This is a genomic window from Rhizobium glycinendophyticum, assembly GCF_006443685.1.
GTDB classification, from domain to species: Bacteria; Pseudomonadota; Alphaproteobacteria; order Rhizobiales; family Rhizobiaceae; genus Allorhizobium; species Allorhizobium glycinendophyticum.
This window is the reverse complement of sequence record NZ_VFYP01000006.1, coordinates 1-22,689: the sequence shown is the minus strand read 5'-3', so window position 1 is coordinate 22,689 and position 22,689 is coordinate 1. Positions and strand designations below refer to the sequence as shown.

Genomic DNA, 22,689 nt, shown 5'->3' with positions numbered 1-22,689 from the left:
TGAAACATTCCTGCACCGGAGTGGATAATGGCATTGGACAAGCTGACCAGTATGACGATTTTCCGTGAGGCGGCTGAGCAGGGAAGCCTCGCTGCGGCTGCCCGTAGGCAGGGGATGTCAGCCGAAATGGCAAGCCGGCACCTTAAATCACTTGAAGATCGCCTTGGTGTGCGACTGCTGAACCGCTCAACTCGAAAGCTTGCCCTTACTCCGGCTGGGCAAGCTTATCTGAGCCGATGCGCAACAATTTTAGACGAGATTGCTAGCACCGAGGCCGAAGCTGCGACATTGCAGATCAAGCCAACGGGACTGCTACGTCTCACCGCCCCGCTCGCATTCGCCAATGCTGTTCTCTTACCCGCGCTTGATCGCTACTTGGACACGTATCCCGGTGTGTCGCTTTCACTCGACCTGACGGAACGCGTCGCAGATGTAATTGGAGAAGGCATTGATGTGGCCCTTCGCCTCGGAACGCTCCCAGATAGTGCTCTAACGGCACGGCGGCTGGCAGAGTTTGCACTTTTGCTTGTTGCGTCACCCGAGTATCTCGCCAGCATACCAGGGCTTTCGAAGCCAGAGGACCTAGAAGGTCACGACGTTCTGATCTACACGCAAACGGCCCGTCCGAACCAGATAACATTAGCAAACGCTGACGGCCAACAAGTTAGCATTCGCCTCAGCGGCAGGGTGAGCGCTTCGGATATCGCCTTTCTACTCGACCTTGCGCGGCGAGGCCGCGGGCCTCTACTGGCGCCTTCCTTTATGGTAGAGGATGACCTTCGCGAAGGACGATTGCAGCGGATTTTGCCGATCTGGTCTGCGCGATCGCTGCCGTTGAACGCAATCCTTCCAAGCCGTTCCCTCGTTCCCTCAACCACCCGCAGCTTCGTCGACTTCATGTCCGAATGGTTTCGGACTTGATAGCGCACACGCAATCTTGTTCTACAGCACCTACGGAATTCAAATGCGCAGGCTTTCACCACGGGAAGCCAACGGGGCTGAACTAACCGGTCAGGCGTCCTTCAAAAATGCTGCCAGAACCAATTCAACCAATCTGCCTGCCTTGTGTCCGCTCGCACCGCTGACAACAGGATTGTAGGACAGCGCAACAATAATCGCCACGAGTTCCTCGGCTGTGCAGGGTAGCCGCTGGTCGGGAAAAAACGGTCGCATTGCTTCACCAACGCTACGCCAGTTCCTGTTGAAGAGAGCCGCATATCGCTCATCCAGAGCGCCGCTGCGCTGTGCCTGCTGCATCGCCTCCAGCATCATGAAAGACAAGCTCTGGGTCTGACTGCGCTCTTGCGCCCATTCCGACAGGAACTTCACCATGGCCGACGGAGATGACGCCGCCTCGATGCGCTCGATCAGGATCGGCGTGACTTTATCGGCCTGCGAGGAGATGATTTCCAGAAGCACATCTTCCTTTGACTTGAAATGCGCATAGAAAGCGCCACGCGTGTAGCCTGCCTCCTCGGAAATTTCCTCAATTGTCGCTCCGGAATATCCTTCCCGCAGAAAGACGCTTTGGGCACAGTCGAGCAGTTTTTGCCGCGTCAGCGCTCGGCTCTCTACCCGCGTCAGGCGTGGTTTTGTGATCTTAGCCTGCTTCATAAAGAGTGGCATAGCATTGCCGTTTTCAGATACATAGTGTATTTGAATTCAAAACGTATTTGAATTCTCCAGAGTCGAGTTAGAAAATCTCATGTCAGCCCGTCGCCCCAGACCCGTTTCACCACATCTAACAGTATGGCGTTGGCAGATTTGGGCCATTGCCTCCATCACCCATCGAATAACGGGAGTGGGTCTCTACTTCGCGGGCACGGTGATGTTGACGTGGTACCTGACATCGCTTGCGACGGGACCCGAAGCATACGAAACCTTCTGCGGGTTCGCGGGAAGCTGGGTGGGACAGTTCATCTTGATCGGCCTGACATGGACACTGTTCCAGCACATGGCCTCTGGCATGCGCCACCTCTTCATGGATACGGCAAAGGGATTTGAGCGATCCGCCTCCCGTCGCTCAGCCTCCCTCACTTTTCTTGTCTCCGCGTCCTTCACCGTCGCATTGTGGCTCTATATCTGGCTCACCTAGCTTGCATTCAATCACATAGGACCGGCTAAGAGCGCCTGAAGACGCATTGAAGTTAGTTGTCTTTGCGCCTTCTCGACACTCAGCGGCGGAGGTTTTGCGCCACTCCCAATCAATTGAAATGGGTGCATTGAGAAAAGTAGACTTCAAAGTGAGCGATGTCTGCTGTCAGACTTTTTCAACGAAGGCTCTACGTGCGGAACGAAGGCAACAGTCTGTCGGATCCCAGCCCACAATGACCGGTTTGGGCTGAACTCGGACCGTATCGCCTCATGCCTGGATGTCCGCTATCGCCAGTCGGCTCCGCAATAGCGGACAGTCCCCTCACGGCCCCTTTGCGGACATTACCAATGAACCAGGTGCTTGATCTGCCCCGTCTATCTGCCGGCACGCATTCGGAATGAAAGTATACCGGTGTTCGACTCCTTTTAAGAGCAAACCAACCGCTCGCCCGTCCAGGGTTATTCCTTCGAGGACCCATTTTGTGAGCGACGTCATTGTATGCCTTAGAAATTTACGAGTGCTGCCTCTGATATGAACTGCGCGCAAGTTTCTCCGGAGGCTGACACTAATGGCCTCGTCGGAGCCGCCATTCGCCGCGCGGGCGCAACAGCGGCATATTTTTACCCGGATATAATTGACGTGTCAATTTTGTCCGGGTATTAATCGCTTCTCTATCAAAGGGAGTGCGCAATGTTCGATCCCGCTACAAAGACCTGTACGGCGTTTGCCGGGGAAAGATTCCTGCTGAGCGCGCCGTTATCCGAGGTTGCTTTGGCGGTAAAGCGCTCTCCAGATGAGGTTGGCGCAGTCCTCGTCTTCGATGACACGACGGGACGTCCCATCGACCTTGATTTGCGCGGAAGCGATGAAGAAGTTCTTGAAAGGTTATCGCAACCTCCGAAGGCGTACCCAGGACGCTACCGCCCCAAAACCGAGGTCGCGCCGGGCCCGACGGAGTCGGAGGAAATTCGGAGCCTCGCGCCGCGTGGCCGACCGAAGCTCGGTGTCGTCGCCCGAGAGGTGACCTTGCTGCCCCGGCAGTGGGACTGGCTGACGAACCAGCCCGGCGGCGCGTCTGCGACACTGAGGCGTCTCGTTGACGAAGCGCGTAAAACAGCGAGCCCCCGCCAGCAGAGGCAGGCGGCGCAAGAGGCTGCGTATCAATTCATGCAGGCGATCGCGGGAGATCTGCCCGGATACGAAGAAGCGACCCGGGCCCTCTTCGCCGACGATCGGACATCATTGGAACAACAGATCGCTACTTGGCCTGAAGACATCCGCACCTATGCGCTGCGTCTCGCCTTCGGCGCTGGGGAGAACCAAAGCGCTTAACCCGCCATTCAACGGAACACCGATGACCAGAGCCGACTCCATTTCCTACCTCGAACCGACACAGGAGGCTGGCCGCAGGTTCGTACAGCGCAACCTTGCCGGTCCCGTCGTGATGCTCAACCTGCTGCGCTTCAGGGGTGTCGCCGATTATTCGGGCCACCCTGAGCTGGCACCTGCCAGGCCGATCAGCGGTGCTGAGGCCTTCAATCTCTATGTTGAGCACACACTGCCCTTCTTACGAGAAACCGGCGGCGATCTCCTCTTTCTCGGCCATGGCGGTCCCTTCCTGATCGGCCCGGCCGATGAACATTGGGATCTGACGATGATGATCAGGCAGGCCAGTGCTGCGTCCTTCCTCTCCTTCGCCAGCCATAAGGGCTATCTCGCTGGACTTGGTCACCGCACAGCGGCGGTGATGGATTCTCGACTTCTGCCATTGTCCGAAATGGCGCTACCCGTCGCAGGAGCGAGGCCATGAATATTGCAAAGGCCAATGGCATCGAGCTCGCGTGGGACAGTTTCGGCCATGCCGATGCGGAATCGGTACTGCTGATTTCGGGGCTTGGAACGCAGATGATCCGCTGGTCCGAGCCTTTCTGTACGGGGCTGGCTGCACGAGGCTATCGCGTGATCCGTTTCGACAACCGCGATGCGGGCCACTCGACGCATTTCAGCGCTTCGCCCGCGCCGGATTTCGGCGCGCTCGCAACTGCCCTGATGGCCGGGCGCAGACCTGATGTGCCGTATACGCTTGACGACATGGCAGCGGATGCGATCGGCCTGCTTGATGCGCTCGGGATTGCCAAGGCCCATGTCGTCGGCCGCTCAATGGGGGGAATGATCGCGCAGGTTCTCGCGAGCGAACATGCGGATCGGGTCCTTTCGCTGACGTCGATCATGTCGAGCACCGGCAATCCGGTCCTGCCGCAGGCGGCACCCGATGTCATGGCGATGATGATGCGACCTGCGCCTGATCCTATGATCGATCCGGAAGGCTTTCTCGCGGTGCGCCTCGCGTTCGCGCGCAGAATCGCCGGGACGGGTTATCCCTTCGATGAAGAGGCCCATCGCGCCACTCTCCTTGATGAAGTAAGGCGTAGCTACGATCCGGGAGGCACTGCGCGGCAGATCGCTGCCATGGCGGTCGCTGGAGACCGGCGCGCACGCCTTGCAAACATCACGGTCCCGACACTTGTCATCCACGGCGTCGATGATCCATTGATCCTGCCCGCCTGCGGTCAGGACACGGCGCGCTCCATACCGAACGCGGTCTACCTGCCCATCGAGGGCATGGGTCATGATTTGCCACGAGACGTTGAAGAACGGACCATCGACGCGATCTGCAACGTGATGGCAGGCCAATCGTCAGCTGAAGGAACCTGACCATGGAGCAGGGCCAAAGGGTGACGCCGGTCGCCGCCCTTCCATTCCCTGTGCCAGTAGACTTTACGAGGACACAACCGGGCCAACAATGGCCTGGCCAAATGTTTCGCAGACGGACTGGACGTCGTTGAGGTCATGCGGAACCGGCAGAGCATCCATGGCCTGGAAAAAGCGGTCATGGCGTGCGGGTGTCGATACCAACATCACGCGCGCCACACCTCCCATCGCGGAAAAGCCATGGGTGACGCCCTTCGCAACGAAGAGCCGATCTCCCGCCTTTACCTCAATCTTCTGCACGCCGATCAGGAACAGCAACCGCCCTTCGCTGATGCAGAAGACCTTATCCTCCTCAAACGAAATGTGCGCCGGTGCGCCCTGATCCGGTTGGACCGTCATCGCCATGACGGTCATGGGAGCAGCTTCACCACCGAGCAGGATTTCGGCATCGATACCCGAGAAGCGTGCGGTTGCGTGAGAGGAGAGTACGCCGCTTGCAGGCGAAGCGGGATGAGGGGTGATGTCCATGATGTGGTCTCCTTATGATCCGGACCCACGGTATCCCATCAGAGCAAGCACGATTATCTGGCAAGTTCTGCCATCATCATCTAGTATTCTGGACAATGATGAAGCTTGATCCGATCCAGACCTTTGTCGAAGTGGTTCGTGCGGGCGGGTTTACCGCAGCGGCCCGGCGCACGGGCACGCCGCGTTCGACGGTGAGCCTTCAGGTCAGGGTGCTCGAAGAAACGTTAGGGGTTCGGTTGCTCAAGCGCTCGACCCGTTCCTTTGCCCTGACGGACGAGGGACAGCGCCTCTATGACAAGGCGTCGGATCCGGTAGATGTTCTCGTCCGGGCGCTTGATGACCTGCAAGCGGGAGATGGCGTATTGGGCGGTCTGATCAGGCTGACCGTCCCGGCGGATTTCCCCACCGCGTTGCTGGCGAGCGCAATCACCAGCTTCACGCAGGCTCACACCGCAGTCCGCTTCCAGATCATGTCGACAAATGCCGTGATGGATCTTGTCGAGGACAACATCGACATTGGGGTCAGAGTCGGCGTGAATCCTACCCAGACTGCAATCGAACGACGGTTGCTCGACATCGAATGGGCTTTCTATGCGAGCACATCGTGGCTGGAGCGAAAGGGGCGGCCGGAAAATATCAGCGAGGTGGAGGATTTCATCTCCCCGCAACCAGTCTTGCGCGGATATCTGGAAAAGCATGTGCTTGGTGGTGTTTCCCTGCCTGCCGGTGCGATCGAGGTCGATAGCCATGCCTTGGCCCGGGATCTGATGTTGAACGGCTTTGGTGTCGCTCTATTGCCGCAGGGCTTGTGCCAGGATGCCGTTATGAGCGGCAACGCCGAACCGCTCCTCCCGCACGCCGGACTCCGTCCGACGCGGCTCAATCTAACGTTCCCAAATCGAGCGGACATGGTGCCAAGGGTGCGCGCCTTCGCTGATCACATATGCGCTCACTTTCGCTGAACAGAAGTCGTCATCGCGACCGACATTCATTGCAATTCAGGAGCACATTATTGGGGCAACGCACCGCCTTTGCCGACGATGCCCGACTGACGTCGGTGCCGGTCGACATCGTCATGACCATGAGCAACTGGCGGCCTTTGTACGCTATACTGCTCGACGGCGGGGCAATTGGTGTCTTCCAGGGACCCGTTTGCTCCGATGACCTCGCCGCCGAGCGCCTCAGGCGCATTCTGCCGGACTTCGAGTTGACCGGCTTTGACCTTCATAGTCTTTATTCGGCGACCCGACCGATCCCATCTCGAATCCGGACGCTTGCGACCCTGTTCGAGCGTGAGCTGCCAAGCCTGATCGAGTCTAGCCGTCTTGCACCGCATACGCATTCGGAAAGGAATTCAGAATGGTATTCCCAGAAGCAGCACTGACTTTGATCGGCGACACGTCAAAGCCGCATCGCCTGACACTGCGCCCACGCCGTCCGTCCGACGCTGACGCCTTGTTTTTGACGATGGCCGATCCAGAGATGATGCGGTGGTGGTCTCGCGCACCCTTTGAGCGTGTCAAGGATCTGAGGGAGTATTTCGCCAACGACGATCAATCGAACTGGCGCTCATGGGCGATTGTACGGGCAGATGAAGAGCTTGCCGTTGGCTTTGTGGCGGCAGGAAAGAAACGCGAAGGTGTTTCCGAGATCGGCTATCTGCTTGCGCGCGAAGCACAGGGGCATGGGTATGCGCGCGAAGCTGTCGCCATGCTGATCGACCAATTATTCGCCGAGGGACAACGGCGCATTTTCGCCGATACCGATCCGGACAACCAGCCGTCGATCGCGCTGTTGACGAGGCTCGGCTTCACGCTGGAGGGGCGCCTGCGGGCCGAATGGCAGACGCATATCGGCGTTCGGGATTCTCTGATTTACGGGCTTCTGGTGGAGGAATGGTCATCCCGGACTGCTGGATAGTCCGCGCCCTACTTTGGCCGGAACGGACTGCAGAGGTCTCTGCGCTTTCGGATCCCCGTGAGAGCCGCCAGGTCATTAATGCGTCTGCGCTGCGGCCTGGCCGCACGCCGAGATGATCCCTCTCGACTGGCTCGCTCGTTTCCCGATTGACGGTAATCAATTTGACGCCTTGGCCCGTTCGCCTGTCGATGAAGTCGAGGGGCGGTCCTTCGAGGTTGGACAGGTTCCACTGGTCGCCGATCTGCACCATTGCCTGCATGAGGAGGCCGAGATGGCGACATCTTCCGGTCGGCTGATATTCGAACCGATCGGGCCGTGTCTGATACTGCCGTCGCTCGACGAACCCGTTTTCCTCCAGCAGTTTCAGCCGGTCCGACAGGGTGGCGTTGGTGACACCGCTCGATTGGCGCAGGTCGTCAAAACGGCGAATGCCGAAGCAGAGCGCTGAAGGACTTCGTGTATGAATCAAATCAGGGATCGTCGTGCTGGTTTCTGGGCGATCTGGAGGACTTAGGCAAAAAGTTGGTCTCACGTTCCCAAATACCCAAAGAGCGTGAACACCTTCTGTCACGCATGGGGAGAATACCGTGCTCGTTCCTCATAGGCGATGTGGTAATTTCCCCCCGTTCGCTCGATGCGCGCGAAACCGAGCTCACCAAGATGCATCCCGGCGATCAGAAGCCGTTCCGAACTGACCATATCCAGCAATCTCGATCGCGTCTCTGCGGCGAGATGTGTATCCTGATCGAACGCGATCGACACATCCGGCCGTGAGATCTGGATCTGGGGGAAATGGACTATGTCGCCCCAGACCAACAGGTTCTGGCCACCGGACTCAAGGCGGTAGCCGGTATGTCCTGCCGTATGACCAGGGAGCGGAACTGCCGTCATGCCGGGAAGCACGTCTACGGTCTCGAACATGCGCAACCTGCCACGATAAGCGGCAAACGCCTGACGGGCGAAGATGAAGTTGCCATGGGCACGCTCGGGCGCGCGGCTCAGATTACCGTCATCCTGCCAGAACGCGACTTCCTGTTGAGACACGATGAGCTCGGCATTCGGGAATGCGGCTGCGCCGGAGGAGTCGATCAGGCCGCCGACATGGTCGGGATGGGCGTGCGTCAACAGGATGGCGTCAACGGCGGCAGGCTGGATGCCCACCTGGGCGAGGTTGTCCTTCAGCCGGCCGCCCCATTGTTTGAAACCGCCCGCGCCGGCATCGATCAGGACTGTGCGACCACCTCCGCGCACCAGATAGCAGTTAATGTGGATAGCAGTGTGATCACGTATCCCCGCATTCTCCTGCATTTGAGAGGCATCGTCAGCATCGATATTCGAGAGGAGGCCGAAACTGGCGTGGAGATAGCCGTCACTGATGGCTGTGAGGGTCAGGTCGCCAACCGTCTGGCTGGGAAAATCGGTCATCGTCATGGTTCTTCTCTGGCGTGAGTTCAGTTGCGTGCGTGGATGCTGGACGCTTCGTAGCCGAAGCAGCGAATGCGCGCGGTCAAATCGGTGCTGCTCTGAATGACGTCGTCCAATTCCATCATGAACTGGTTCATCACGGCCGCTGTCCGGAAAGGTTCGAGGCGATACTGGATCTCGACAAAGGCCGGATGCCCCCGGCCATGCCGAACGGTGACAAAAATGACATGCACATTCTCCAAGGCCGCCCGAAGGATGCCGGTGCAGAGCGCTGTGCATCGCTCCGTGAGCGCCACAAGCGTCTCCTCCGGCGGTATCCTGTCTTGCGAGATGTAGAGGGTGACATTGGGCATCGGCGTTCACCGCGCGCTGGCGGAGGCGACGTCATCGCCGTTCGTCAATTGCGGCGTCATCGGCGCATAGACGTGAACATCGTCCGGCAGATGTCCGATATCTCCGATCACGTCGCGACCTGCTTTCGCGAGCCAGCGATGTTCCGGGAACTTCTCCATGGCGACCGCGCGCATCGCAGACGGCTTCAGGCCCAATTCGCGCAGCGGCTGAGGCCCTGTTGTGCTCAGCACCAGATATTCGGTTTCGCCGACGGCCGGGGCGCGCTCGACGCCCTCGTACAGGTTTCGGTGCCAATCGGTGATGTGTTGCTGCCAACGGGCGAAGTTGCCGCCGCCCTTCTGGCGATATTCCTCGCCGGTCAGAATATCGAGGCCCTCGATCGAATGGAGAGCGAGGTAGACGGGACAGCCGCCGCTCAACGCCTTGAAACGCTGTGAGGTGTGAAAGCCGCTCACAGAAATCAGGGCCGGCAGCTTGTCCAGGCTGTAAAACGCGTTCCACTCCGCCTCGCTGTGCGGGTCAGCAAAGCTGCATTCAACTGTATAGATCATCTTATCGCCTCCGGCCGGCCGCACAGCGCCTCCGTTAGTCATTGATATTTTATCATTGTAAGAGGCGAGAAATCCATTGAATATCGATATTGCGTCACCCTTCAATGATCTAATGTCAAGCTGGAGTCGATCAAACCTGCGGAGACCGCGGATGCGCCGTAAAATTCCCAGCAATACCGCTCTCATGGCGTTCGAGGCATCGGCGCGTCATGGCAGCTTCGCGCGCGCAGCGGACGAGCTGGCACTGACCGAAGGAGCGATCAGTCGCCAGATCGGCCGGCTAGAGGCTTTTCTCGGCGTGACGCTGTTCGAGCGCGTCGGCAATCGCGTCAGGCTTCTGCCAAGCGGGGAGCGGTATGCCGCCCAGGTTCGCGAGTCTCTTGATCGGCTGGAGCGTGACAGCCAGTATCTGATGGGACAGCCCAGCGATGGCGCCAGCATCGATATCGCGACGATCCCGACTTTCGCCACGCGATGGCTCATTCCCCGCCTTGGACGATTTCAGGAGCGCCACCCTAACATCATCGTGCATCTTGCCGAACGAATGGAACCATTCGTGCTCGCCGGAAGCGGTTTCGACGCCGCCATCCATTACGAGCATCCCGCATGGACCGGAATGAGGACGCACCGGTTGCTGCACGAGACGCTGATGCCTGTCTGTCATCCGGCACTTCTCGACAAAGGCGCAGACGTGGTGTCGCTCGACCATCTGCCACGTCTGCATCGTCGCCAGAACTCGGATGCGTGGCAACGTTATGCGCAGGAGACAGGGATCACGCTCACCAATCCTGCGATCGGTCCATACTACGACCTCCATATTATGCTGATCGAGGCCGCACTGGCGGGACTTGGCGTTGCGCTGGTGCCGCGGCTATATGTCGAGACGGAGTTGGCGGAAGGGCGTCTAATCGCTCCTTGGCCCGAAAGCCAAGCCATTTCCAAGACGTTCAGCCTGATCCTCCCGGAGCCCATCCGGTTGAGTGACGCTCCAATACAGGCTTTTGCAGACTGGCTGCTTTCCGAAACTCATCGATTTGATTCCTTCGCGCGCCATGACACAAGGCGTTCAATCACTTAGCGGAGCGAAAGCATGGTCGCTGGTCCGATTTGCATCAAGAGCCCAGATCCGCACCGACGGAGAAGATATTTCACGATGACGGCGTCGATGAATTTGGTCATCATGCAAGCATGTTCAGACAGTCGACACTTTCGCCGTTGATCTTCATTTCATCCGATCTTTCGGAACAGGAGCTGGCGGACAGCCCGCTCGCCATTAACGGCATGAAACTCCTTCGCTACGCGGAGCAGTCCGGCGGAATCCCTTTGACCCAGTCTTTGGGAGCATTCCATCGCAAATGCGTTGAATGGGCGGCACAGGAATTCTACTGGCCTGGTTTCGAACCCGAAGTACTCTATTCGGTAAACAAGGTTCTCAACGAACCGGACTTCCCGCCATTATCTATCCTGCATCATGGGTTGCAGGACTTGCGTCTCATCCGCCATTACAAGGGCAAAGCTGTTCTGACGAAAGCCGGCAGGTCTATTCTCGGCGATCATGGTGCGCTTCAGGCATTTCTCATTGAATGGATCTTGGCCGCCCCACTGCAGGAAAGTCTGTCGCCGGCGGGCGCGGCCTTGTTCTGGGATTTGCGGCATATGCTCGGCGTCGTTTCAAACCGAATGGGCGAATGGGTGACGCTCGGTACATTTACCGAATGGGCCCTGCCGGTCGAGCTCTTTCCGGGCAGGGGACCACTCGGACCGCGACACGAGGCAAGCTTCTTCATTGCGTATAATTTCATACGGCCTTTGACTTGGCTTGGCCTGTTGCAAAATTCTCCTCAGAATACGCCCGGCTTGGCAGTGACCGACAGGCAGTTCCGCAAGTCGGAGATTTTCGACAAGGTCATCAAGATTACGCTCCCGAACGACATCCGGGCAATCGGCGTGCATTGATGCCCGATAGCGGTGTTCGAGCGGATGGATCGACGATGCCACTATCGGTCAATCGCCGTCGAAGACTGTGGACCGTGCCTAGACCTGACATCCCCGGTTCATGACCGCAGGAGAGCAACGTGCTAATCCTGTTCCATGACGCAGAATGATCGTGCAGCGCACCTTGCCCAGTTCGATATGTTTTCGGACGGACCGCCGGCGGCTCCGGCCAAGTCTCCGGTGAAAATGTCGGCCGCGCGCACGGCAAATGTCGCCTTGTCCGAGCAGGAGATGGTCGATCATCTGGCGGCAACTGGTCGCTACCGGATCTTGCGAAAGCTCGAGTCCCGTCCCGTTGTCCGTAGCCTACGCCCGGAATTCCCGCACAAAGGAATTATTCTCGATACCGAAACCACTGGTCTTAATCATCGCAAGGAGGAGATCATCGAGATCGGCTTGATCGCCTTCACCTTTGACGACCAAGGTTCGATCGGAGACGTGACGGGAATTTATGGCGGTCTGCAGCAGCCCGGCAAACCAATCCCCCCTGAAATCGTCAAGCTGACCGGGATCACCGATGACATGGTCGCCGGCCAGAAGATCGACATCGAGGCCGTCGAGACCCTTGTCGCGCCAGCAGACCTGATCATCGCCCACAATGCCGGCTTCGACAGACCCTTCTGCGAAGCATTTTCCCGTGTGTTCTGCAACAAGGCTTGGGCGTGTTCGAATGCAGAGATCGATTGGTCGGCCAGAGGATTCGAAGGAACAAAGCTCGGCTACCTCGTTGGTCAGGGCGGCTATTTCCATGACGGCCATCGTGCCGTGGACGACTGTTTTGCCTTGCTTGAAGTCCTGGATCGCAACGTTGACGGGCATTACCCGTCCCCGTTTGCTGAACTCTACAGGGCAAGCCAGCGATCGCGGGTGCGCATTTTTGCCGAGAACAGCCCTTACGACCTCAAAGATCACCTGAAAGCGCGGGGCTATCGTTGGTCGGATGGCAGCGAGGGGCGCCCGAAATCCTGGTGGATTGAAGTGGATGAGGCCGCTTTGGCTGATGAAATCGACTACCTCCGACGAGAGATCTACCGCCACCCGGAAGCGGACCCGCCCACCAAGTACCTGACCGCCTTTGACCGCTTTCGCGCCTAATGGCGAAAAATTGGGCGAGCTTTCTACCAGGGGTGCATTCAGGGCATAGCTGAACTGCGGTGAAGCCCCTAACGCGGCTGGCAGAATACTTGTATAAGAAATCCCAACGAAGCGATGCACCTCCTCCCGCAAAGCTTCGTCACTCAGGTAACCCACTCCTCCTCCCAAGGGTTGCCTGACGGAACAGCGGCCCTCCTCCTCCCAGCCGTTGTTCAACTCTTTCGAAAGCCTGCTGCACCTCCTCCCGCGGCAGGCTTTTTTGGTTTCTGCTTACATCCCGAAATCCAGCTGCGACTGATCCTGATCGTTATCTCCGTGACGATCCTGGGTGAGCGACGATAGCGTTACGCCCAGCAGGCGCACCGGCCGCTTGAATGGATAAACCGTCGCCAGCAGCCCGGTTGCTACCTCGAAAATCTGATTGCCGTTGGCAAAGGGCAGGCCGATGGTCCTGCTGCGCGTCGCCTGCGTGAAGTCGGAGTATTTGATTTTGACGGTGACGGTCTTGCCGCTCAACGCCTTGGCTTCGCAATAACTCCAGACCTTGTCCGCCAGAGGCCTCAGCTCGCTCGTCGCGAGATCAAGATCGTTGATATCCTCGTTGAACGTATCCTCGGCGCCGACCGACTTCCGCACTCGGTCCGGCTTGACCTGCCGCTCATCGAGGCCTCGGGCAATGCCATAGAAGTATGGACCCGATTTCCCGAAATGCTCGATGAGAAACTGCAAGGACTTTGCCTTCAGATCTGCGCCGGTCTCAATGCCAAGCCGGTGCATCTTCTCGGCCGTGGCCGGGCCGACGCCATGGAATTTCTTGACCGCCAGCTGCTCGACGAACGCTGGCCCGTTCTTCGGCGTGATGACCGCCTGGCCGTTGGGCTTGTTGAGGTCGGACGCCATTTTGGCCAGAAACTTGTTGTAGGAGATACCGGCAGAGGCATTTAGGCCGGTAACTGACTTGATCCTTTCACGTATTTCCAGCGCGATCTCGGTGGCGACCGGCATGCCTTTGAGACTTTCGGTGACGTCGAGATATGCCTCGTCGAGCGACAAGGGTTCTATCAACGGCGTATATTCGGCAAAGATCTCCCGGATCTGCTGCGAGACAGCCCGGTAGACTTCGAGGCGCGGCTTTACGGAAATCAGATCCGGGCACTTGCGAGCGGCCGTGACCGACGGCATGGCGGAATGAACCCCGAACTTGCGAGCCTCATAGCTGGCGGCCGCCACCACACCTCGGGCGGCAGCACCGCCGACGGCCAGCGGTTTACCGCGCAGCTCCGGATTATCGCGCTGCTCGACCGAGGCGTAGAAGGCATCCATGTCCACATGGATGATTTTGCGGATGGTCTCGGAAAAGGTATTTATCATCGTCCTTCTGGCAGCAAAGCGAAAGGTTGGTTCTCAGAACGGAAGGTGAACATATCGCCATTCTCACCGATCGCAAACCATTCCGTTAGGGTCCAAAACTCGCCGACGCCTGGTCCGCCTACAGAAGGGTAGGCTGCTCAACGAGTTCGCCAGACTTCGATACGATCGATGACCCATAAGGCTCACGCGCCAGAATGATCAAAGCATCGTTCGGTAGCGGTCGGGCGAGGTGCTTCGCTTCTTCCCATGGCGCCCACATCCAGACGTCGGTTTCTTCCTTCGTCTGCAGCAGGACAGGCATGGCCTTCTCATGGATCGGCCTAACGAGATCGTTGGGATCCGTGGTCAGAAAGCCATAGAGGTTGTCCGTCGTGAGGCCGTCCCGGACTTTTCGGACGCTTTTCCACTGCGGCACATGGATGCCGGCGAAGAACATCAGTGATTTCGCCTCGTCGCGGGCAAACCAGGCATTCGGAACCTTGCCGCCGGGTTCCTGGCTTGAAGGATCCGGCTCGGCAAAACTCGTCACGGGAACCAGGCATCGATGCTCGACGCCGAACCAGCGCGTCCAGTGGGGCAGGTTGAGTTTGCGGACATTGGTTACGCCCCGGTCTGGTTCCATGCGGATGAGCTCATCCATATCGACGGTCTGACCTTTGGCCTTCAGTTTCTCTGCCCGACCTTCCGCAGCCTTCTTCTGTACGAAGAACGGTGAGGGCAGGCCCCAGCGCGCGTGCACGAGTTGCTTCTTTCCGTCGGCCGTGTTGCGGACGATGGGCCCCATCTGGTCGGGGTTCATCTGGTAGGCCGGCATCAGGTTGATCAGGCTCTCGGCATCCTGGGCCCATTTCGCGACCCAGTCCTTGTCTTCCATGCGATAAAGGTTACACATGGCAGCAATCCCCTCCGTTGCGACCGGATGCAGTTTCTCCCGACGTGTTCCGTCCGCTTGCTAGTCGAGCTTGTAAACGTCCGCGTTGTCCTGCCGTTCCCGCAAGCCTTTGTAGGAAGCATGCCGCAGTTTGCCATCCCCGGTCCAGGCCCGAAACTCGATCTCGGCGATCAGCGTCGGCTCCACCCAGACAATGTCGGCTTTCCCGGGATAGGGCACCGGCGGCTGTTTGCGCTTCCAGCGCAGCCTATCCAGCATCTTGCGCAGTCTGGTCATCTCGGCTTGCCTAAAGCCCGTGCCGATGTTCCCGACATGGACGAGATCGTGGCCGCCGTAGGCAGCAAGCACCAGTGAGCCAAACCCACCCGGCGATGCCGTCGATGGCTCATAGCCGACGATCATGAAGGCTTCGCTCTGCACGCATTTGACCTTCACCCAGTCGCCGGTGCGGCCGGAGCGATAGGGCTGATCGAGATGCTTGCCGACGATGCCTTCGAGGCCGAGGCGGCAGACATTCTCGAGCAGGACAGTGGGATCCACATCGAGCGTCTCTGAAAGACGAATGGCGCCGTCATGTCCGTTCAGCGTGTCCTCAAGAAGATGCCGGCGGGAGCGGTATTCGACCCCGCGCAGATCATGCCCATCAAGGTACATGAGATCGAAGGCATAGAGGATAGCGTCCGAGGCCCGATTGCCAGCCGTCTTGCCGGAAGCGCCAAGCGATTGCTGCAGCAGCCCGAAATCTGGCCGGCCTTCTGCGTCAAGGACAACAGCTTCGCCATCGATGATCATGGTCGCCGGCCCGAGTGCACGGCCAGCCTCTGCGATTTCAGGAAAGCGATGCGTCCAGTCATGGCCACCGCGTGTGAGGATGCGCACGCCTTGCGGCTCGATATGGACCGCCAGGCGATACCCGTCCCATTTCAGCTCCCAGCTCCACTGGTCGCCTTTTGGCGGATGCGCCTTCAGCTCAGCCAGCGCCGGCTCGACCCGATCGGGCATCGGATCGAAAAGCAGCTGTGGCTGCGCCGGATTGCGTTTCCTGCGCGGCTTCGAACGGATCGGGGCTTCGCTGTCACGAAGAAGCGGCTTCGATCTGGGTGGCGTTGACCTGGGAGGCTTTGTCATGCCTGAAGTGCAGCACAAAAAGCTTAAGAACATTAAGACGACTTGACGTCTGTCCGCGCTATCCACCGACAAGGCCTGATCGCCCGTAAACTGCGCTAAAAATTCTTTTCGGCCTTACGCGATTGATTCCGCTCGGAATCTTCAAGATCGCTAATGCTAGGCGAATATTCCTAGGCTCAATGCGTCTTGACTCTTCATGCGCATAAGAACAGATAGTGAACATATTGCCCGCCCGACATGATGTCGATCCCGCCAACGCGACCTTGAAGGGAGCCGTGAACGATGACTGCTGCCCGCCAGAAGGTAATCTGTGATTTGCGCGAGCGCATCGCGTCGCTGGAGGGTGCACAGGCCAGACGTGCCGGCTGTCTTCCATTCGGGCTGGCTGAGCTCGATGCGGTCCTGCCGGGCGGCGGGCTTGCCTTCGGGGCGCTGCATGAGTTCGCGGGCGGAGGTTCGGGTACCGTCGATGGCGCGGCCGCCGCGCTCTTCGTTGCCGGAATAGCCGCGCGAACCAAAGGGCCCGTCATCTGGTGTCTGACGAGACCGGATCTGTTTTTTCCGGCGCTTGCCCAGGTCGGTCTTCACCCCGATCGCGTGATTTTCGTCGAGTCCGACCGGGAAGAAGATGTGCTGGCCAATATGGAGGAGGGCCTGTCGTTTGGCGGTCTCGGGGCGGTCGTCGGCGAACTTGTCCGCCTGCCGATGGTCAGTTCCCGACGCCTGCAGCTGGCGGCCGAGCGAACCGGGACCATGGCGCTTGCTGTCCGCCGATGGCGAAGGCAGACGGAGGCGAATGATTTTGGCCAGCCGACGGCGTCAACCACCAGATGGCGGGTGAGTGTGATGCCGTCCGAGGAGCTGCCAGTTCCGGGGGTGGGCAGGCCTCAATGGTTTCTGGAATTGATGCGCGTGAAAGCGGGTGAGTGTGCTGAGTTTCTCGTGAGAGCGTGTGATGACAAGGGTCGTATCCATTTATCTTCCGGATCTGCCGACCGATCGAATACGGCGCGCAGATCCCTCCATTCCGCCTGAGCAGGCCATCGCTGTGATCGCCAAGTCCGGGTCGAAGCGATGGGTCTCTGCCGCCGATGCGGCCGCTCGCAAAGCGGGCGTGAGAGCAGGGATGCCGGCCGCGAAAGCACAGGCCATCTTCCGCGACTTAATGATGGTCGAGGCCGACCCCGCGCTCGACGCCGCGGCACTGGAGCGGATCACCCTCTGGGCACTGACCGTGTATTCGCCGATCGTGGCCGTCGACGGGATCGACGGCATCGTGATGGATACTGAAGGTGCGGATCACCTGCAGGGTGGCGAGCTCGCCATGGTGACAAAGATCGCCAACCAGTTTCTGGGCAGGAAGCTGACTGCCCGTGTGGCGGTCGCCGACAGCTGGGGTGCCGCCCATGCCTGCGCCCGCGCCATCAATCGCGAGACAGTTGTCGTTCCACCCGGCGACACGGTCCGTGCCGTTGAGAAGCTGCCAATCTCGCTCCTGCGTCTGCCGACAAAGATCGTTAGCGATCTCCGCATCCTCGGCTTCCAGACGATCGGGGAGCTTGCCAACACCCCGCGAGCGCCGCTGACCCTCCGCTTCGGTCCAGAGGTCGGCCGCCGTCTCGACCAGATGCTCTGCCGTATCGCCGAGCCTATCGAGCCGATCCGGACGCCTGAGCTGGTCGAAGTCTCGAAAGCCTTCGCTGAACCGATTGGCGCTCCCGAAACGATCAACAAATATGTCGGCCGCCTCGTCGTCCAGCTGGTCGATGAGCTTCAGAAGCGCGGCCTTGGGGTGCGCCGTGCCGACCTGATCGTCGAGAAGGTCGACGGTACCAGGCAGGCCATTCGCGCAGGCACCGCCAAACCCGCCCGCGATGTCGCCTGGCTGACGAAACTGTTTAGGGACCGGACCGAAAAGATCGAGCCGGGTTTCGGGATCGAGAAGCTCATCCTTGTAGCCGTTCTGGCCGAGCCATTGGAAGAGGCGCAGAAAGTCTCTGCTTTGGTCGAGGATGACATCACCGATGTGACGCCCCTCATCGATATCTATGGAAATCGGGGCCAGCGGGTGTATCGCGTCGCACCGGTCGCCTCCGATGTGCCGGAACGCTCCGTGAAGCGGATCAGTCCCGTTGCTGAACCGATCGCTATTGCCTGGGTCAGCCATTGGCGCCGGCCGGTCCGGCTGTTGCCGCGGCCCGAGCTGATCGAGGCGATCGCGCTGATGCCGGACCGCCCACCAGTTTCCATCGTCTGGCGCGGCAAGCGCCGTAAGGTCAAACGCGCCGATGGCCCGGAACGCATCTTCGGGGAGTGGTGGCAGCGCGACGCGGAGATGGAAGCTGTCCGCGATTACTTTGTTATTGAGGACGAATCCGGTGAACGCCTGTGGGTGTTTCGCTCAGGCGATGGTGTTGATCCTGAGACCGGATCCCATCGCTGGTTCTGCCACGGGATTTTCGCATGAGCTATGCCGAGCTTCAGGTCACGACCCACTTTTCCTTCTTGCGCGGCGCCTCCTCTGCCCAGGAATTGTTCGAGACGGCGAAACAGCTCGGTATCGATGCACTCGGCGTCGTCGATTGCAATTCGCTGGCCGGGATCGTCCGGGCGCTGGAAGCATCCCGCGCAACCGGTCTGCGCCTGGTCGTCGGCTGCCGGCTCGATCTCGCGGAAGGAATGTCCGTGCTGGTCTATCCGATGGATCGAGCCGCCTATTCGCGTCTGACGCGGTTGATCACGCTTGGCAAATCGCGTGGCGGCAAGAACAACTGCATCCTGCACTGGGACGATATCGTCGCTTACTCCGAGAGCATGATCGGCATTCTGGTGCCTGATCTGCCGGATGCTAACTGTGCCGCACAGCTGCGCAAGATGGCTGAGTTGTTTGGCGATCGCGCCTACGTTTCGCTCTGTCTGCGTCGGCGACCGAACGACCAGTTGCGGCTGCATGAGATTTCCAACATGGCGGCACGGTTCGAAGTCAAAACCGTCGTCACCAATGACGTGCTGTTTCATGAGCCGGGCCGCCGGCAATTGCAGGACATCGTCACCTGTATCCGGCACAACACCACGATCGACGATGTCGGCTTCGAGCGCGAACGTCACGCCGACCGCTACCTCAAGCCACCGGAGGAAATGGAACGCCTGTTTCCGCGCTACGCGCAAGCACTGGCGCGAACCCTGGAAATCGTGCGTCGCTGCAAATTCTCGCTTGAGGAGCTGACCTACCAATACCCGGAGGAAGCCATCGTGCCGGGCAAGGATGCCCAGGCCTCGCTGGAGCATTATGTCTGGGAATGTGCACCCGACCGGTATCCGGAAGGCCTGCCACCGGATGTTTTGAAGACCGTCCGGCACGAGCTCGATCTCATCCGCACGATGAAATACGCGCCTTACTTCCTGACGGTGTTTTCGATCGTACGTTTTGCCAGAAGCCAGGGCATTCTCTGCCAGGGCAGGGGGTCCGCCGCCAATAGCGCTGTCTGCTATATTCTCGGCATCACATCGATCGACCCCTCAACCAATGACCTTCTCTTCGAGCGTTTCGTCAGCCAGGAACGCGACGAGCCGCCGGATATTGATGTCGACTTCGAGCATGAACGGCGCGAGGAGGTCATCCAGTGGATCTACAAGACCTACACCAAGGACAAGGCGGCCCTCTGCGCAACCGTCACCCGTTACCGGGCCAAGGGCGCAATCCGCGATGTCGGCAAGGCACTCGGCTTACCTGAAGATGTCATCAAGGCACTATCGTCAGGCATGTGGTCCTGGTCGGAAGAGGTTCCCGACCGAAACATCAGGGAACTCAATCTCAACCCCGACGACCGGCGCTTAACGCTCACCCTGAAACTCGCGCAGCAGCTGATGGGTGCGCCTCGGCATCTGGGGCAGCACCCCGGCGGTTTTGTCCTCACCCATGACCGGCTGGACGACCTCGTGCCGATCGAGCCGGCGACGATGAAAGATCGGCAGATCATCGAATGGGACAAGGACGATGTCGAGGCTCTGAAATTCATGAAGGTGGATGTCTTGGCGCTCGGGATGCTCACCTGCATGGCCAAGGCCTTTGATCTCATTCGAGAGTACAAGGGGGAAGATATTGATCTCTCGAAGATCAGCCAAGAGGATGCCGCGACCTATGCGATGATCCGCAAGGCTGACACGCTCGGCACCTTTCAGATCGAAAGCCGTGCGCAGATGGCGATGCTGCCACGGTTAAAGCCGCGCACCTTCTATGATCTCGTCGTGCAGGTGGCGATCGTGCGGCCGGGCCCAATCCAGGGTGACATGGTGCATCCCTATCTCCGCCGTCGCGAAGGCAAGGAGCCGGTCGAGTATCCGACACCCGAGTTGGAGGCGGTGCTCGGCAAGACGCTGGGCGTGCCACTGTTTCAGGAGAGCGCCATGCGCGTTGCGATGGTCTGCGCCGGCTTTACCGGCGGCGAGGCGGACCAGCTGCGCAAGTCGATGGCAACCTTCAAGTTCACTGGCGGCGTCTCGCGGTTTAAGGACAAGCTGGTGTCCGGCATGGTAAAGAACGGATATTCGCCCGAGTTTGCCGAAAAGACCTTTTCGCAGCTGGAAGGTTTCGGCTCCTACGGCTTTCCGGAAAGTCATGCGGCCTCATTTGCGTTGATTGCCTACGCGTCGAACTACATCAAGTGCCATTATCCGGATGTGTTTTGCGCAGCCCTTCTCAACAGCCAGCCAATGGGTTTTTATGCTCCGGCCCAGATCGTCGGGGACGCGATCAAGCATGGCGTCGAGGTGCGGCCGGTCTGCGTCAACCGCTCGCGATGGGACTGCACGCTGGAAAGGATCGGCAGCACTGATCGACATGCTGTTCGGTTGGGTTTCCGGCAGGTTAAAGGGCTGGCTGTCGCGGACGCAGCACGGATCGTTGCAGCGCGCATGGACAATGCGTTCGCCTCAGTCGATGATATGTGGCGCCGGTCGAGTGTTCCGACGGAAGCGCTTGTCCAGCTGGCAGAGGCCGATGCCTTCCTGCCATCGCTCAAACTCGAACGACGCGATGCGCTCTGGGCTATCAAGGCGCTGCGCGACGAGCCCTTGCCCCTGTTTGCAGCCGCGGCTGAGCGCGAGATGGCAGCCATTGCGGAACAGCAGGAGCCGGAGGTCGCGCTTCGGCAAATGACTGACGGACACAACGTTATAGAGGATTACAGTCATGTTGGGCTGACGCTGCGCCAGCATCCCGTTGCCTTCCTCCGCAAGGATCTCTCGGAGCGAAACATCATCACCTGTGCCGAGGCGATGAACGCCCGCGATGGCCGATGGGTTTACACCGCTGGACTCGTGCTGGTGCGGCAGAAGCCGGGATCGGCCAAGGGTGTCATGTTTATCACCATCGAGGACGAGACTGGACCGGCCAACGTCGTTGTCTGGCCCACTCTGTTCGAGAAGCGTAGGCGCATCGTGCTGGGATCGTCGATGATGGCGATCAACGGGCGGATCCAGCGGGAAGGGGAGGTCGTCCATCTCGTCGCCCAGCAACTCTTCGATCTCTCAGGCGATCTGGTTGGCCTTGCCGATCGGGATACGGAGTTCAGGCTGCCGGCCGGGAGAGGCGATGAGTTCGCGCATGGAGGTGGCGGGCCGGAATCGCGCGATCGGCTAAAGCCGGTCGTTCCGCGCGACATGTTCGTGCCCGACCTTCATATCGATACGCTGAAGGTGAAGAGCCGGAATTTTCACTGAAATATCTTCAAACCGGGTGTGTCGAGGGAGCGCATGCACCTCAAAAACCGCTTTGATCCTCAGGCGTAGAGACTTGGGATGCGGCGGCAATAGTTTTCGGGGTTGCCTTCGGAAAAGGGTGAGCTGGAACTGGAAGCGAAGCGAGACGCGCCTCTGTCTCCGGCGAGACGTGACAGCGCAGACCTGAGACTGGCCCGATGCCATACCGGGCAAAGTAAGGCCTTATGAGGTCGTAGCCACGCTGGTCGCCTGACTGGAAGTGACGGAAAATCCAGTAGGCGATCAAATCCGCCATCTGAATCAGGCGCGATGCCCTCGAATCCAGAAAAAGTGGGACTTCAGCAAAGTTGCGAAGTTGGCCATTGGCATGCCCCACGTGCTTAAACACATGAGAGAGGGTTTGGATTTTCTCCTCATAGTTGCTCTTGTCGAGGATGACCAAGCCGCGCTGGGGGTTCTTTTTCTTATAAAGCGTCTTCAGATAGTCATCAAAACACGAAGCCACCTCTTCGAAGCTCCGAGCCAGAATGTCGTTCGGAGAGAAGAGCTTCTTTTCGATGACGCAGGCATAGACCTTCAACTGCAATTGCTTGTCTGCCAGTAGCGACAAGATATCGACGACGGCTTGAACTCTGTCGTTGGGAGGCACACCTTTCCAGGTACCGTTGCCCGAGCGCATTGGGTTTCCATGGAACTCGATTTCTCGAGGATTGGTTGAGCTGAAGCGCGCCGCTACAGGATCTATCTGGGCTTCCAGCCAATGCGTTTGGCGCTCGAATATGCTAAAGCCTGCAAGGACAAAGAAGTCGGAGCTTGGATCATGCGAGTGACCAGACTCGTCGAGATACAGTAGATGCAACGAATCCCCCTGAAACGAAAAAGCGGACCGCATGCGGTCCGCT

24 protein-coding genes are annotated in these 22,689 nt (G+C 59.0%); 14 read left to right on the top strand and 10 right to left on the bottom strand.

The features are described 5' to 3' along the window. The first annotated feature begins 27 nt into the window (after nt 1-27). Nucleotides 28-921 carry a LysR family transcriptional regulator gene (locus tag FJQ55_RS21205; protein ID WP_140831767.1) on the top strand — a complete coding sequence of 298 codons (894 nt, stop codon included), beginning with the start codon at nt 28-30 and terminating at the stop codon, nt 919-921. A 90-nt stretch (nt 922-1,011) separates the two neighbouring features. Here FJQ55_RS21205 and FJQ55_RS21200 read toward each other — a convergent pair whose 3' ends face one another. Continuing rightward, the gene (locus tag FJQ55_RS21200) at nt 1,012-1,614 is read right to left on the bottom strand and encodes a TetR/AcrR family transcriptional regulator (RefSeq protein WP_281285519.1); all 603 of its coding nucleotides are present in this window, start codon (nt 1,612-1,614) and stop codon (nt 1,012-1,014) included. Between the two features lie 91 nt (nt 1,615-1,705). Between FJQ55_RS21200 and sdhC the strand changes: the two genes are divergently transcribed. From sdhC to FJQ55_RS21180, 4 genes are all read left to right on the top strand, one after another. Further along, nucleotides 1,706-2,095, top strand: a complete 390-nt coding sequence (gene sdhC, locus FJQ55_RS21195; protein WP_140831762.1) for a succinate dehydrogenase, cytochrome b556 subunit — start codon at nt 1,706-1,708, stop codon at nt 2,093-2,095. 690 nt (nt 2,096-2,785) lie between these two features. Beyond that, complete coding sequence (locus FJQ55_RS21190) at nt 2,786-3,427, top strand: DUF2239 family protein (protein ID WP_140831760.1); 642 nt, start codon at nt 2,786-2,788, stop codon at nt 3,425-3,427. A gap of 22 nt (nt 3,428-3,449) precedes the next feature. Further along, the gene (locus tag FJQ55_RS21185) at nt 3,450-3,905 is read left to right on the top strand and encodes a DUF1330 domain-containing protein (RefSeq protein ID WP_140831757.1); all 456 of its coding nucleotides are present in this window, start codon (nt 3,450-3,452) and stop codon (nt 3,903-3,905) included. Further along, nucleotides 3,902-4,810 carry an alpha/beta fold hydrolase gene (locus FJQ55_RS21180; protein ID WP_140831755.1) on the top strand — a complete coding sequence of 303 codons (909 nt, stop codon included), beginning with the start codon at nt 3,902-3,904 and terminating at the stop codon, nt 4,808-4,810. Before FJQ55_RS21185 ends, FJQ55_RS21180 begins: the two co-directional genes overlap by 4 nt. A gap of 63 nt (nt 4,811-4,873) precedes the next feature. Here the strand turns inward: FJQ55_RS21180 and FJQ55_RS21175 are convergent, their stop codons facing one another. Then, on the bottom strand, nt 4,874-5,335 hold the full coding sequence (locus FJQ55_RS21175; protein ID WP_140831752.1) for a cupin domain-containing protein: 462 nt from the start codon (nt 5,333-5,335) through the stop codon (nt 4,874-4,876). A gap of 95 nt (nt 5,336-5,430) precedes the next feature. On the opposite strand from FJQ55_RS21175, the gene FJQ55_RS21170 reads away from it, so the two are divergent. The 3 genes from FJQ55_RS21170 to FJQ55_RS21160 are packed head-to-tail and all read left to right on the top strand — an operon-like array spanning nt 5,431 to nt 7,255. Continuing rightward, on the top strand, nt 5,431-6,297 hold the full coding sequence (locus FJQ55_RS21170) for a LysR family transcriptional regulator (protein ID WP_208758250.1): 867 nt from the start codon (nt 5,431-5,433) through the stop codon (nt 6,295-6,297). Continuing rightward, nucleotides 6,279-6,719, top strand: coding sequence for a type 2 periplasmic-binding domain-containing protein (locus FJQ55_RS21165; RefSeq protein WP_208758249.1), 441 nt, complete (start codon nt 6,279-6,281; stop codon nt 6,717-6,719). The genes FJQ55_RS21170 and FJQ55_RS21165 overlap by 19 nt, the downstream gene beginning before the upstream one ends. A gap of 2 nt (nt 6,720-6,721) precedes the next feature. Then, on the top strand, nt 6,722-7,255 hold the full coding sequence (locus tag FJQ55_RS21160; protein ID WP_208758248.1) for a GNAT family N-acetyltransferase: 534 nt from the start codon (nt 6,722-6,724) through the stop codon (nt 7,253-7,255). On the opposite strand, the gene FJQ55_RS24020 is transcribed toward FJQ55_RS21160, so the two are convergent. The 4 genes from FJQ55_RS24020 to FJQ55_RS21140 form a co-directional block, all read right to left on the bottom strand. Beyond that, nucleotides 7,146-7,667, bottom strand: coding sequence for a winged helix-turn-helix transcriptional regulator (locus FJQ55_RS24020; RefSeq protein WP_425467572.1), 522 nt, complete (start codon nt 7,665-7,667; stop codon nt 7,146-7,148). The genes FJQ55_RS21160 and FJQ55_RS24020 overlap by 110 nt on opposite strands. Nucleotides 7,668-7,822: 155 nt before the next feature. Next, nucleotides 7,823-8,686 (bottom strand): MBL fold metallo-hydrolase, encoded by an 864-nt coding sequence (locus tag FJQ55_RS21150; protein WP_140831743.1) that lies wholly within the window; start codon nt 8,684-8,686, stop codon nt 7,823-7,825. A gap of 20 nt (nt 8,687-8,706) precedes the next feature. Continuing rightward, entirely contained in the window at nt 8,707-9,033 is a 327-nt protein-coding gene (locus tag FJQ55_RS21145; protein WP_140831740.1) for a hypothetical protein, read from the bottom strand. Between the two features lie 6 nt (nt 9,034-9,039). Then, on the bottom strand, nt 9,040-9,609 hold the full coding sequence (locus FJQ55_RS21140) for a sugar ABC transporter (RefSeq protein WP_246085231.1): 570 nt from the start codon (nt 9,607-9,609) through the stop codon (nt 9,040-9,042). 127 nt (nt 9,610-9,736) lie between these two features. Between FJQ55_RS21140 and FJQ55_RS21135 the strand changes: the two genes are divergently transcribed. From FJQ55_RS21135 to FJQ55_RS21125, 3 genes are all read left to right on the top strand, one after another. Next, on the top strand, nt 9,737-10,663 hold the full coding sequence (locus tag FJQ55_RS21135) for a LysR substrate-binding domain-containing protein (RefSeq protein ID WP_140831987.1): 927 nt from the start codon (nt 9,737-9,739) through the stop codon (nt 10,661-10,663). A 137-nt stretch (nt 10,664-10,800) separates the two neighbouring features. Further along, nucleotides 10,801-11,541: a hypothetical protein gene (locus FJQ55_RS21130; protein ID WP_140831738.1), complete on the top strand. Its 741-nt coding sequence runs from the start codon at nt 10,801-10,803 to the stop codon at nt 11,539-11,541. A gap of 225 nt (nt 11,542-11,766) precedes the next feature. Continuing rightward, nucleotides 11,767-12,675: a 3'-5' exonuclease gene (locus FJQ55_RS21125; RefSeq protein WP_246085229.1), complete on the top strand. Its 909-nt coding sequence runs from the start codon at nt 11,767-11,769 to the stop codon at nt 12,673-12,675. A 270-nt stretch (nt 12,676-12,945) separates the two neighbouring features. Here FJQ55_RS21125 and dinB read toward each other — a convergent pair whose 3' ends face one another. The 3 genes from dinB to ligD all read right to left on the bottom strand — a co-directional run bounded on the left by dinB (nt 12,946) and on the right by ligD (nt 16,066). Continuing rightward, on the bottom strand, nt 12,946-14,046 hold the full coding sequence (gene dinB, locus FJQ55_RS21115) for a DNA polymerase IV (protein ID WP_167507777.1): 1,101 nt from the start codon (nt 14,044-14,046) through the stop codon (nt 12,946-12,948). A 118-nt stretch (nt 14,047-14,164) separates the two neighbouring features. After that, nucleotides 14,165-14,938, bottom strand: coding sequence for an SOS response-associated peptidase family protein (locus FJQ55_RS21110; protein ID WP_140831736.1), 774 nt, complete (start codon nt 14,936-14,938; stop codon nt 14,165-14,167). A 60-nt stretch (nt 14,939-14,998) separates the two neighbouring features. Further along, on the bottom strand, nt 14,999-16,066 hold the full coding sequence (gene ligD, locus FJQ55_RS21105) for a non-homologous end-joining DNA ligase (protein ID WP_140831734.1): 1,068 nt from the start codon (nt 16,064-16,066) through the stop codon (nt 14,999-15,001). Nucleotides 16,067-16,348: 282 nt separating this feature from the next. Between ligD and FJQ55_RS21100 the strand changes: the two genes are divergently transcribed. The 3 genes from FJQ55_RS21100 to FJQ55_RS21090 are packed head-to-tail and all read left to right on the top strand — an operon-like array spanning nt 16,349 to nt 21,787. Then, nucleotides 16,349-17,101, top strand: a complete 753-nt coding sequence (locus tag FJQ55_RS21100; protein ID WP_140831733.1) for an ImuA family protein — start codon at nt 16,349-16,351, stop codon at nt 17,099-17,101. Further along, nucleotides 17,022-18,533 (top strand): Y-family DNA polymerase, encoded by a 1,512-nt coding sequence (locus FJQ55_RS21095; protein ID WP_167507776.1) that lies wholly within the window; start codon nt 17,022-17,024, stop codon nt 18,531-18,533. The genes FJQ55_RS21100 and FJQ55_RS21095 overlap by 80 nt, the downstream gene beginning before the upstream one ends. Further along, the gene (locus FJQ55_RS21090; protein WP_140831731.1) at nt 18,530-21,787 is read left to right on the top strand and encodes an error-prone DNA polymerase; all 3,258 of its coding nucleotides are present in this window, start codon (nt 18,530-18,532) and stop codon (nt 21,785-21,787) included. The genes FJQ55_RS21095 and FJQ55_RS21090 overlap by 4 nt, the downstream gene beginning before the upstream one ends. 40 nt (nt 21,788-21,827) lie before the next feature. Here FJQ55_RS21090 and FJQ55_RS21085 read toward each other — a convergent pair. Continuing rightward, the coding region (locus FJQ55_RS21085) for a DUF3800 domain-containing protein (protein ID WP_208758246.1) at nt 21,828-22,689 on the bottom strand (862 nt) is incomplete at its 5' end.

Excerpts from the sequence above, each read along its gene's own strand:
- FJQ55_RS21125 (WP_246085229.1), top strand. The coding sequence starts at position 11,767 with ATGTCGGCCGCGCGCACGGCAAATGTCGCCTTGTCCGAGCAGGAGATG.
- FJQ55_RS21145 (WP_140831740.1), bottom strand. The coding sequence starts at position 9,033 with ATGCCCAATGTCACCCTCTACATCTCGCAAGACAGGATACCGCCGGAG.
- FJQ55_RS21190 (WP_140831760.1), top strand. The coding sequence starts at position 2,786 with ATGTTCGATCCCGCTACAAAGACCTGTACGGCGTTTGCCGGGGAAAGA.
- dinB (WP_167507777.1), bottom strand. The coding sequence starts at position 14,046 with ATGATAAATACCTTTTCCGAGACCATCCGCAAAATCATCCATGTGGAC.
- FJQ55_RS21185 (WP_140831757.1), top strand. The coding sequence starts at position 3,450 with ATGACCAGAGCCGACTCCATTTCCTACCTCGAACCGACACAGGAGGCT.
- FJQ55_RS21100 (WP_140831733.1), top strand. The coding sequence starts at position 16,349 with ATGACTGCTGCCCGCCAGAAGGTAATCTGTGATTTGCGCGAGCGCATC.
- FJQ55_RS21175 (WP_140831752.1), bottom strand. The coding sequence starts at position 5,335 with ATGGACATCACCCCTCATCCCGCTTCGCCTGCAAGCGGCGTACTCTCC.
- FJQ55_RS21200 (WP_281285519.1), bottom strand. The coding sequence starts at position 1,614 with ATGAAGCAGGCTAAGATCACAAAACCACGCCTGACGCGGGTAGAGAGC.
- FJQ55_RS21095 (WP_167507776.1), top strand. The coding sequence starts at position 17,022 with ATGACAAGGGTCGTATCCATTTATCTTCCGGATCTGCCGACCGATCGA.
- FJQ55_RS21135 (WP_140831987.1), top strand. The coding sequence starts at position 9,737 with ATGCGCCGTAAAATTCCCAGCAATACCGCTCTCATGGCGTTCGAGGCA.
- FJQ55_RS21150 (WP_140831743.1), bottom strand. The coding sequence starts at position 8,686 with ATGACGATGACCGATTTTCCCAGCCAGACGGTTGGCGACCTGACCCTC.
- sdhC (WP_140831762.1), top strand. The coding sequence starts at position 1,706 with ATGTCAGCCCGTCGCCCCAGACCCGTTTCACCACATCTAACAGTATGG.
- FJQ55_RS21170 (WP_208758250.1), top strand. The coding sequence starts at position 5,431 with ATGATGAAGCTTGATCCGATCCAGACCTTTGTCGAAGTGGTTCGTGCG.
- FJQ55_RS21165 (WP_208758249.1), top strand. The coding sequence starts at position 6,279 with ATGCGCTCACTTTCGCTGAACAGAAGTCGTCATCGCGACCGACATTCA.
- FJQ55_RS21205 (WP_140831767.1), top strand. The coding sequence starts at position 28 with ATGGCATTGGACAAGCTGACCAGTATGACGATTTTCCGTGAGGCGGCT.
- ligD (WP_140831734.1), bottom strand. The coding sequence starts at position 16,066 with ATGACAAAGCCTCCCAGGTCAACGCCACCCAGATCGAAGCCGCTTCTT.
- FJQ55_RS21110 (WP_140831736.1), bottom strand. The coding sequence starts at position 14,938 with ATGTGTAACCTTTATCGCATGGAAGACAAGGACTGGGTCGCGAAATGG.
- FJQ55_RS21090 (WP_140831731.1), top strand. The coding sequence starts at position 18,530 with ATGAGCTATGCCGAGCTTCAGGTCACGACCCACTTTTCCTTCTTGCGC.
- FJQ55_RS21180 (WP_140831755.1), top strand. The coding sequence starts at position 3,902 with ATGAATATTGCAAAGGCCAATGGCATCGAGCTCGCGTGGGACAGTTTC.